The organism is Candidatus Eisenbacteria bacterium, assembly GCA_005893305.1.
Lineage (GTDB): Bacteria > Eisenbacteria > RBG-16-71-46 > SZUA-252 > SZUA-252 > WS-9.
The window spans coordinates 3,015-13,850 of the sequence record VBOZ01000034.1 but is presented as its reverse complement, the minus strand read 5'-3'; the positions used below and the strand labels follow the sequence as shown (position 1 = coordinate 13,850).

At 63.5% G+C, this 10,836-nt stretch carries 6 protein-coding genes and 1 pseudogene (1 of these 7 cut by a window edge); 1 reads left to right on the top strand and 6 read right to left on the bottom strand.

Annotation, left to right across the window (positions count from 1 at the left end; genetic code table 11):
• The first annotated feature begins 666 nt into the window (after positions 1-666).
• On the top strand, positions 667-2,571 hold the full coding sequence (locus E6K79_11145) for a hypothetical protein (protein TMQ62963.1): 1,905 nt from the start codon (positions 667-669) through the stop codon (positions 2,569-2,571).
• An 83-nt stretch (positions 2,572-2,654) separates the two neighbouring features.
• Here E6K79_11145 and E6K79_11140 read toward each other — a convergent pair whose 3' ends face one another.
• From E6K79_11140 to E6K79_11115, 6 genes and pseudogenes are all read right to left on the bottom strand, one after another.
• Positions 2,655-4,925: a hypothetical protein gene (locus E6K79_11140; protein TMQ62962.1), complete on the bottom strand. Its 2,271-nt coding sequence runs from the start codon at positions 4,923-4,925 to the stop codon at positions 2,655-2,657.
• The gene (locus tag E6K79_11135; protein ID TMQ62961.1) at positions 4,922-7,201 is read right to left on the bottom strand and encodes a hypothetical protein; all 2,280 of its coding nucleotides are present in this window, start codon (positions 7,199-7,201) and stop codon (positions 4,922-4,924) included. Before E6K79_11135 ends, E6K79_11140 begins: the two co-directional genes overlap by 4 nt.
• 106 nt (positions 7,202-7,307) lie before the next feature.
• Complete coding sequence (locus tag E6K79_11130) at positions 7,308-9,566, bottom strand: hypothetical protein (GenBank protein TMQ62960.1); 2,259 nt, start codon at positions 9,564-9,566, stop codon at positions 7,308-7,310.
• A gap of 31 nt (positions 9,567-9,597) precedes the next feature.
• On the bottom strand, positions 9,598-10,137 hold the full coding sequence (locus E6K79_11125) for a hypothetical protein (protein TMQ62959.1): 540 nt from the start codon (positions 10,135-10,137) through the stop codon (positions 9,598-9,600).
• A 71-nt stretch (positions 10,138-10,208) separates the two neighbouring features.
• Positions 10,209-10,649, bottom strand: coding sequence for a hypothetical protein (locus E6K79_11120; GenBank protein TMQ62958.1), 441 nt, complete (start codon positions 10,647-10,649; stop codon positions 10,209-10,211).
• A 49-nt stretch (positions 10,650-10,698) separates the two neighbouring features.
• A pseudogene (locus E6K79_11115) lies at positions 10,699-10,836 on the bottom strand (hypothetical protein); it runs 405 nt beyond the window's last position.

The following is a 10,836-nucleotide window of genomic DNA, read 5'->3' as shown; positions in this document are numbered from 1 at the left end:
GGGGGTCCTTATTACAGTGGCGCAAACGGTGTCGCTCTCTGCGCTCGCGCCATTCCATACGATGAACACGAACGTGGCCGTCGCGTTATTGACGTTGTTTCTGTTCGCGGCGTTGGCTTGGCGGTAGTAGCCCTGGACCCCCTTCGGGCTGACCGGATACTTCGATTGCGCGTGGGCCCCGGCCGGAAGCGCCAGCATGCCCAAAAGGGTTGACATAGCCAAGTGTTTGGAGGTAAAATACTTGACGAACATCAGCCTCCCTCGCCACGGCGACGGCCCCGGCGGCCCGCCGCTACGTTTATGTTGTTCTGCCAGGGGGGGTACCGCGCAGCAAAGGCCTGGTGGAAGAACCCTGCCGGACCGGCCAGAGACCGTGGAACAGCCCCGGTGCCGATCTGAGCGCAGACTAGGTTCCAAGTGCTGATCTGTCAAGGCATTTTTGAACAACGCCACGGCCCGGAAGTTCCAAAAATCGCTTGACACCCGGCCCGTATCCCCTGTATACTCAACCGAGTAAAAAAGCGGGGCTTGCTTTCCCGATTGCGAGAACTAACATCGCTTTAGCTCGATTCGAATCACGATCCCGTAAGGAGGTGATTGGGCTCTTAGTGTCGTCTACCTTATCCTCTGGGGGTGTCTTCTCGCTTTTACCTGCGTAGAGAGGAGATGAATGGGATGAAGAAATTACTAGGCGTCATCGGAATCTTGGCGCTCGCCGCGGCGCTCCTGCCGGCTCAGGGGTATGCGGACGTCCGCGGCCCGTTTGCCCGCGTCACGAACGGCAACAATCTCAGCACCGGAAACGAGCAACCGGCCCTCCGTCATATCGATGCCGACGGAATCATGTCGACGATCACCGACGGGAATAAGCTGATCGAGCTTTGGCTCACGTTCTCATCGCGTAGCCCGGCTCAGGGGTTCGAGGGCACCCGCTCCATTTTCATGATCCTGAACTTCGACTCCTCGCTCCCGAACTTCCAGCAGAGCGCTATGGCGAAGATGCTGGACGACCCCGCCAACCACACCTCGTACTTCGATCCGAACTGGAGCTCGGACGGGCGCTTCCTCGCCTATACCCAGACGGACGCGAACGGCGGGAACCAGGCGATCTACGTCCAGGAATTCAAGGTCAACGACGGGAACGATTTCGACTACGGGGCCGGCAACGGCGCCGAGACGAAGATCGGCTCGCCGATCCTCGTGACCACGGCGGGGCAACCTCGTCACCCGCACTGGTCCCCGAGCGGGTACACGCTGGCGTTCGACTCGAACGTGGCCGGCTCCTACGACGTATACACCACCGACGTGGATGTCGTAGCTGGAACCGCCACCACTCCGGTGCGCCGCACGTTTAACGAGGTCAAGGCTGAAACCGATCCGACCTGGGCCCCGAACGGCCACGAGATCGCGTACTCGACGAACCAGTTCGGTCCCAGGACCATCCAGATTATCGACATCGCGCTTGCCCCCAGCGATCCGGGATACAATCGGCTCGCGGAGCGCAATTTCGCATCCATCTCGCACAACAACCCCAGCTACTCGGCCGATGGCTCGGATCTCTTCTACGACGCCCCCGCCGCCGAGGACCCGGTGTCTCCCACGAACGTCTGGAAGATAAACCTGGCGACACAGGGCAAGTGCGAGATTCAGGTCGACAATCGGGCAGATTCGGATCCCGACGTCTCGAATGTCCTCAACCATACGAGCGTGGCCGACGGCTTCGTGCCGTACAGCTACTTCATGTTCGTGACGCAGGCGACGGGTGCCGGCGTGAACATTTGGCGCGGCAACCCGCTCAACAGCTGCCTGCTTCCGCTGGCGATGGGCGTCGCGCTCGTCCCGCCGGTTATTGATATCAACGACCAGACGACCGAGACCTTCCAGACGGTCCTCAACTATCCGCCGGAGACGAGGGCGGCCGGTTACGTGTGCAGGTTCTCGAACACTGGCGGCGACGGCATGAGGATGCGGAATACGGGATTCGTCAGCCCGACGTTGATGGGTACCATTGTTCCGCCGGACGACCCGGGTGGAGTTCCAGGAACGCCTAACTACCCGGACGGGGGTTCTCCGTTCTCCTACTGTATCCAGAGCAATACCCACACGGCTCCGGATTCACTGCGGATCACGTGCATCTGGCCTTTCCGTGATGTCGCTGACCGCATTGTCGCGCTTGGCCTGACGGGCGACATCGTCCCGATCAAGGTAAACGCGTACTCGAACCGGGTCGGGCGTAAGTTCCAGGGCTTCGGCTACCTCAGGCTGACGAATTCGGCCTCGCCGGCTCCGGTCGCGATGCTCGGAAACTCGCCGAACCCGTTCAACCCGATCACCAAGATCAAGTTCGCGGTGAGGAAGCCGGGTAACTACGCGCTCCGCCTCTACAACGTGCAGGGCGCGTTGATTCGGACCGTTGCCAGCCGTCACTTCGATGTTGGAACGCAGGAAGTGACGTGGGATGGCCGCACGAACACCGGCGGCATGGCGGCTTCGGGCGTCTACTACGCGAAGATGTCGGGCGTCAGCAAGACCGACGGCTCCGACGCGATCAAGCTGGTGCTGAACAAGTAGGCACCATCTAGTTCGGCAACAACCGAGGCCGCAGGGTTTCCCGCCCTGCGGCCTCTTCTTTGTGGTGCGATTTCGGCGCCGGCCTATGGCAGCGTCGGCGAGGCGTTCACGTAGGCGAATGCCCGCTGCACGATCCGCAGCGCGTCCGCGTCCCTCAGGAAATAGAGCGGGAAGGTGAAGTGGACCATCCTTCCCAGGGAGCCGTTCGGATCGAACGAGCCGGGACCCGTCGACCCGGGACCATGGGCCTGGGTCTGAATCCCCACGACCTTGCCCTCCCGCGGCGACGGTCCGCCCTCCTCGTTCGTCCCGATGTTCGCGCCGTGGTAGGTGTAGATGACCTCCGCGATCGGCTGGGAAGGATTCTCCGGCCGGAACACGGCCGCGGGGTTCAGCTCGCATCCGAAGTTGCTGGCCATGACCAGTCCGTCCACCTGGCCCAGACCCGGAGAGGAATTGGTATTGGGGTCCCCTGAGCCTGGGTAGGTGATCCACTTGGCTCCGCTCCCGAGCGGACCTCGATCGACTTGCGCCGTGTCGTAGCCGGCCGCGATCCCGGCGGCGGTCGGATAGGCCGCGATGAAGTCCCTCGCGCCGAGGGTGCGCAATGCCTCCGCGTTCGCGAGCGCGCCGTCGACCCCCATGAAGATCCGCGGGAAGTAGGAGAGGTTGTACGCGGTCTCGTTGAAATTGGGAGAAGCCGGATCGAACGCGAGGCAGATGCCCCGGCTCGCGTGGGAGGTGAGCGTCGTCCTCGGGTCGCACGTGTTGCTCGGAATGGAGAAGCCGGTCAGGATCACCGTCCCCCCCGCGCGCAGATAGCCCGCCAGCGCGCTGTACGTGCCGCCCACGAGGGTCTTCCAGAGCCCGGTCGGCGTCGCGATCCCGTTGTTCATGTCCACGTTCCAGACGACGGTCGTATAGGAGGCGAGATCATTCGGCTCCGGCGGCTGCCTTCCCTCGTAGGTGGCAAGACCCCTGAGGTAGGTATCCCATTCGGTAATCGGCACGCCAAGGGTGGTCAGGACGCTCAGCGTCCACCAGTCGGTCTCCTCCTGGTCGGAGGGGTAGCTCCCCACCCGAGTCGCCGTGTTCCCGGGGGAGAGCGAATCATCGACGTAGAGGATCGATCGCTCGGCGGCGGGATCCTTGAACGCGGGGTGGACGATCCGGATCGTGATCGCCGCGTTCGTGACGAGGCCCCCGTCGTCGACCGCGCGGACGTAGAGGGAGTGCGTCCCCGGCGCGAGCTGAGACGGGGAGAGCGTCGCCCCGGTCCGGAGCAGGTCCAGTCCCGGAAACGTCGTGGTGTCGTCCAGGGCGTAGGTGTACCCGACGATCTCGCCTCCGTAGGCATCCGCGGTGGCGTTCCAGGAGAAGCTGATCGTCTCGCCCTCGAAGATCTGGAGCGCCATTCGCGGAAAATCGACGGGACCCGAGGCCGACGGGAGGCAATGAACCAGAACGCTGCTGCAGACCGTCAGCACCGGCCCGGGATTCTGCGTGCTGACCGTGAAGTGGCGGATGTTCCGGGCGAACTGGAGATTCTTCTCCGTCGCTCCCGACAGGTCGACGGCCCGCTCGGCGAACACGTAATCGCCCGGGATGGCGCTCCGGAACCGGTTCTGGAGCCCCCGGATTCCCACCCATTTCCAATCGTCGTACGGCGGCGGGAGCGCCCGGCCGGTCGCCGTGTTGACGAGATTGACGTAGCGGTCCTGGGTGTAGAACGGCAGGGGGTCGTGGGTCGGAGGAATCGCGGTGTCCGCGACGGCGCCGACTTGGAGCAGCAGGTATTCGAACGAATCGACCGGTGCGCTGCCGCCGGTCTCGCTCCCGTCCGGATCGATCCCGGACCACCCGAAGGTGAAGTTGGGACCGACGAGTGGATTGTAGGCGGAAGGCCCTTTCTCGATCTGCGAGGTCGGCGGGATTGACTTGGCCGAGAAGAAGCGCCGGGCGGGGGTCTTGTCGTATCGGCCTTTGTCGTCGACAGCGGAGACCATGAACGCGTGGCGCCGAATTTCCAAGATCGGGTCGACGAGGAAGAGGAACGTCGTGTCCTTCGAGGTCGTGGTGCGCCAATCGGGAATGGCCTGGGCCGTGTCGGCGTCGACCGCGAAGTGGTAGCGAACGACCGTGCCGTCCCGGTCATACCCGTTCCAGTAGAAGTGGACCCGGAACGACGTCGTGTCGTTCTCGATCGGCGCCAACGTCAGCACCGTCTCGGGGTCGGTGGCGATGGCGGAAGGCTTCACCGAGTTCTTCGAGCAGCCGATCAGCTGCGTGGCTCCCAGAGCCAGCAGGAGCAGGAGCGCGCGGGGCGCGAGCGCACCCACCCCGAATCGCTTCATGGCAGCGTCGGCGAGGCGTTCACGTACGCGAACGCCGTTTGAATGATTCTCTGCGCGTCCGCATCCCGCAGGAAGTAGAGCGGGAACCCGAGGTACACGGTTCTTCCAATCGAGCCGTTGGGGTTGAACGTGCCGGCCCCGGCCGTCGTCCCCAGGCCGTGCGCCTGGGCCTGAATCCCGACGACCCTGCCCTCCCTCGGGGATACGCCGCTCTCTTCGTAGAGCCCGACGCGCGCGCCATGGTAGGTGTAGATCACCTGCGCGATCTGCCGGGACGGATTTTCCGGCCGGAACACGGCGCCGGACTGGACCTCGCAGCCGAAATTGCGCGCCATGATCCACCCGTCCACCTGCGGCAATCCCGGTGAGGAATTGGAGTTCAGCTCTCCCGTTCCCGGGTAGGTGACCCACTTGGCGTCGCTCCCCAGCGGACCGCGATCGACTTGCGCCGTATCGTATCCAGCCGCGATTCCCGCCGCCGTCGGATAGGCGGCGATGAAGTCCCTCGCGCCGAGCGTGCGGAGGCCGGCGCCGTTCGAGATTGCGCCGTCGACGCCCATGAAGACCCTCGGGAAATAGGAGAAGTTGTACTCGGGGGTACCGGGCGCCTGCGTGAAGCAGATTCCACGACTCAGGTTGGTAAAGAGCGTTGTCTTCGGGTCGCAGGTGTTGGATGAAAGGGTGAATCCGGTGAGGATGAGCGTTCCGCCCGCGCGCAAGTACCCCGACAGCTCGCTATAGCTTCCCCCGACCAGCGTTTTCCAGAGGCCGGTCGGAGACGCCTCTCCATTGTTGAAATCCACGTTCCAGATCACCGTCGTGTAGTTCGCCAGATGCTTCGGCTCGGGCGGCTTCCTCCCCTCCGCGTTTGCCGCCCCGGCTTGGAACGTGTCCCACTCCGTGACAGGAACCGGGAGACCCCCGATCTTCACCGTGTGCAAGAGGCCCAGCGTCCACCAGTCCGATTCCTCGAGATCGCTCGGGAAGCTCCCGATGCGGGCGGGCGTGCTGCCCGGGGCGAGGGAGTCGTCGACGTACAGGATCGCCCGCTCCGCTCCCGGATCCCTGAACGACGGATGCACGATCTGGATCGGGATCACCGCGTTCGTGACGAGGCCTCCGTCGTCGATCGTGCGGACGTAGAGGAAATGATTGCCCTGAGCCAGCTGGGACGGGGAAAACGTGACCCCGGTCCGGAGCGGATCAAACCCCGGGAAGCTGCTGGTGTCATCGAGAGCATACGTGTATCCGATGACCTCGCCGCCGTAGGAGGCACCGGTCGCGAACCAGGAGAAGCTGATGGTCTCGCCCTCGAAGATCTGGAGCGACTTTCGGGGCGCATCGTCCGGCCCCGAGGTCGGCGCGAGGGGCGTGACGAAGACGCTGCTGAAGATGATCAGGCTGGGCCCCGGATTCTTGGTGCTGACCGAGAAGTGCCGGATGTTCGTGCAATTCTTCAGATTCTTCTCCGAGGCCCCCGCCAGGTCCACCGCCCGCTCGGCGAAGACGTACTCTCCCGGCGTGGCGTTTCGGAATCGGTTCCTGAGCCCCCGGATTCCAACCCACGCCCAGTCGTCGTGCGAATCCGGGCGGGGCCGCGATGGAAGGGTCCTGCCGGTCGCCTGGTTGATGATGTTGACGTAGTAATTCTGGTCGAACGTAGGCAACGGGTCGTGGGTCGGCGGCGTTACCTTGTCCGCGACGGTCCCGAGGAGGAGGAGCAGGTACTCGAACGAATCGACGGGCGCCTTTCCGCCGGTCTCGCCCCCGTCGGGATCGATCCCCGACCACTCAAATGTGAAGTTCGGGCCTACCGGCGGATTGAAGCAAGCGGGGCCCCTCTCGATCTGTGAGGTCGGCGGGATCGACTTCGCGGAGAAGTATCGCCGGGCCGGGGTCTTGTCGTACGCGCCCTTGTCGTCGACCGCCGAGATCATGAAGACGTGGCCCCTGATCTCCTTGACCGGGTCGACGAGGAACAGGAACGTCGTGTCGTTCGCGGTCGTGCTGCGCCACTCGGGGATCGGCTTCAACGAATCCGCGTCGACCGCGAAATAGAAGCGGACGACCTCGCCGTCCCGGTCATACCCGTTCCAGTAGAAGCGGACCCGGAACGTGGTCGTATCGTTCTCGATCGGCGCGTAGGTCAGCTCGGTCTCGGGATCGAGAGCCGCGGGCTTGGGAGGCGGCTTCACGGAGCTGGAGCAGCCCAGGAGGTACCCACCTCCCAAGACCGCGAGGAGCGCCACGAGGACCGGAGCAGAGCGACGCAGCATCGACCGTTGCCCCCTCCTCAGGTGAGCTACGACCCGACGGGGGAACCCAGCGATCGATCGGGATCGGCGCGGGGGGAAACCCGTGCCGATCCCTAAACGCGCGGAGCTACGGCAGCGTCGGCGAAGCGTTCACGTACGCGAATGCTGTTTGAATGATTCTCTGGGCATCCGCGTCTCTCAAGAAATAGAGCGGGAAGGCGAGGTGCACCATTCTTCCAAGCGAGCCGTTGGGATTGAACGTGCCGGTACCGGCGGTCGTCCCGAGACCGTGCGCCTGGGTCATGATTCCCACGACCCTGCCCTCTCGTGGAGATGGGCCGCCCTGCTCGGTGACCCCGATGCGTGCGCCATGGTACGTGTAGATCACCTGGGCGATCGGCAGGTTGGGATTCTCCGGCCGGAACACCGCGGCCGGTTGGTCCTCACATCCGAAGTTCCGCGCCATGATCCACCCGTCCACCGAGGGCAGGCCGGGAGACGAATTGGTGTTGGGATCCCCGGACCCCGGGTATGTGATCCATTTGGCACCGCTATTGAGCGGGCCTCGATCGACCTGCGCCGTATCGTATCCGGCCGCGATTCCCGCGGCGGTCGGGTAGGCGGAGATAAAGTCTCTCGCGCCGATGGCGCGGAGGCCGTCATTGTTCAGGATCGCGCCATCCACACCCATGAAAAGCCGCGGGAAATAACTGAGCTTTACGGCGTCGCTACCCGGATCCAGCGCGAAGCAGATTCCACGGTTCACGTTCGAATAAAGCGTCGTTGTCGGCCGACACGTGTTGCCACCGATATTGAATCCGGTGAGGATGAGCGTTCCACCCGCGCGCAGGTAGCCCCCCAGCTCGCTATAGCTTCCGCCGACGAGCGTCTTCCAGAGGCCGTTGCCGGTGTTGATCGCTCCCCCGTTGTTGAAATCGACGTTCCAGATCACCGTGGTGAAACTCGCCAAATCCTTCGGCTCGGGAGGCTTCCTCCCCTCCACGTCTCCGGCACCCTTCGCGAGCGTGTCCCATTCGAGAGTGGGGACCGGGGTACCCCCCAGCTTTACGGTGGGCAAGAGATCGAGCGTCCACCAGTTGCTTTCAGTGACATCGTCGGGGAAGTTGCCCACGCGTTGAGGTGTGGCGCCTGGAGCGAGGGAGTCATCCACGTACAAGATCGATCGCTGGGCACCGGGATCCTTGAACGCGGGGTGCACGATCTGGATCGGGATCACGGCGTTCGTGACGAGGCCTCCGTCGTCGACCACGCGGACATAGAGGAAATGATTGCCCGGAAGCAGTCGGGACGGCGCGAACGTTGCCCCGGTCCGGAGCAGGTCCAGTCCCGGGAAGCTGCTCGTATCGTCGAGGGCGTACGTATACCCAACGATCTCGCCGCCGTACGCAGACGCATCGGCGGTCCAGGAGAAGCTGATCGTTTCGCCCTCGAAGATCTGAAGCGCCTTTCGGGGCGCGTCGTCAGGCCCGGAGGTCGGCGCGAGAGGCAACGTCAAGACGCTGCTGGAGACGCTAAGCTTCGGTCCCGGATTCTTGGTGCTGACCGAGAAGTGCCGGATGTTAGTGATAAACCGGAGATTCTTCTCCGTGGCCCCCGCAAGATCCACTGCCCGCTCCGCGAAGACGTACTCTCCCGGCGTGGCGTTTCGGAACCGGTTCTTGAGCCCTCGGATCCCGACCCAGGCCCAGTCATCGTACGGCGGCTGGAGCGTCGGGCCTGTCGCCTGGTTGATCAGGCTGACGTAGACCGCCTGATCATATTGCGGCAGGGGCTGATGCCCCGGTGACGAGAATGACCCGACGAGCAAGAGCAGATACTCGAACGAATCGACGGGCGCCTTTCCGCCGGTCTCGCTTCCGTCGGGATCGATCCCCGACCACTCAAATGTGAAGTTCGGTCCCACCTGCGGATTGAACGCCGCGGGGCCCTTCTCGATCTGAGAGAACGGTGGGATCGACTTCGCCGAGAAGAACCGCCGGGCCGGGGTCTTGTCGTACGCGCCCTTGTCGTCGACCGCCGAGATCATGAAGACGTGACCCCTGATCTCCTTGACCGGGTCGACGAGGAACAGGAACGTCGTGTCCTTCGCGGTCGTGCTCCGCCACTCGGGGATGGGCTTCAGGGAATCCGCGTCGACCGCGAAATAGAAGCGGACGACCTCGCCGTCCCGGTCATACCCGTTCCAGTAGAAGCGGACCCGGAACGTGGTCGTGTCGTTCTCGACCGGCGCGTAGGTCAGCTCGGTCTCGGGGTCCAGTGGCGGAGGCCTGTGAGGGGGCTTCACGGAGTTGGAGCAGCCGACCAAGTGGCCGATTCCCACGGCGAGAAGGAGAGAAACGATGAGTGAAGCGGCGCGGCGTTGCATCAGCTGGTTACTCCTTCCTCGCAAGACAACATCATGGACTCGGGGCCGGCAAGTTGAATGTGAATGTAATGTCCGCGACCGGCGGCTGGGACTGGATCTGGGCGCGATCCTTGACCCGCACCTTCACGGTGTGGTTGGGGCCGCTCGATAGCGCCCGGAACACCCGGTTTGCGACTATGAGGCTCTGAACTTGCTTTTCGGTTTGCTTTGTCAGCGAGTCGTCCAGCTTTACGTCCGCGAACGTGGCCAGCCCGTCTTCGTAGTCTTCCGAAGTCCAGGCGATGTACTTGCACGGCTCGTTGACAAGAGTTCCCGTTGAGTCCCGAATGCCGTCCGGGTTCGCGAGCGTATCCGTCACCGAAAGGCCCGTGATATGGGGCGGGAAATTGCAATTGAACCGGAATGTAGCCTGTGTTCCGTCGGCACGGTTCGAGCCATCCCGGGAGGCAACCCGGGCAATCATGTCCTTGCCCGCGTCCAATGAGTCCAGAATCAGGGTTGTAAAGCCGGCCGCTTCCAACTCGCGCGGCTTGTTGCTGTTGAAGCGGAGGAGCGGCGGGCCGACGGTCAACGTGTCGAGGAATCCGATGATGTAGGGATTGTCTCCATTACGGGTGCCCGTAAGGACAAAGGACCAGCCGGTCAGGCGGCCGTTCGGCTCCAGCGGTTTCGTTTCACAATGGTCGGGGCGACGAGGGCCAATGACTGACTGTCCTTAGGCAGTGGCCCATCCCCAACGTCCTCGCCGTCCCACTCCCACCACACGGTAGCTCGATATGGGACCGTGTCCCCGGGGGCGAAGGTGCTCTCGATGAGGACCGGGTCTCCGTTCTTGATGTGCTGAATGTAGTGACCGATCGGCTGTCCTTTGGGCAAGAACCACGTCTCGGGATCGCGGTTGATCACGAACTGGATCGAATTCCTGCCGACCGCGTTCGCGTTGTCGATCGCGCTCACGGACAACGTGTAGAGGCCGCTGGAGAGAGAAACCGAGCCAGGGTGGGAAGGGTCGTTGAAATACGCGACGGAGTCCGTCGAGAGCGGGCTGTTGTAGGTACCCACGTCGAATCGATAGCGCGTCACGACCCCGTCGGTATCCCGACCGTACCAGCTGACCTTGAACGGGGCCCCGTCACAGAGCGTGTCGATATCCAGGTAGGGGGTGCAGCTTGGGATTAGGCCGGGTCCGCAGTTGATGAAGACGGTGGGCGGGTTGGTCTGGGCGGTGATCGGACGGGGGTTGAACCTGGGGAGAGATGGGTTCGGCTTG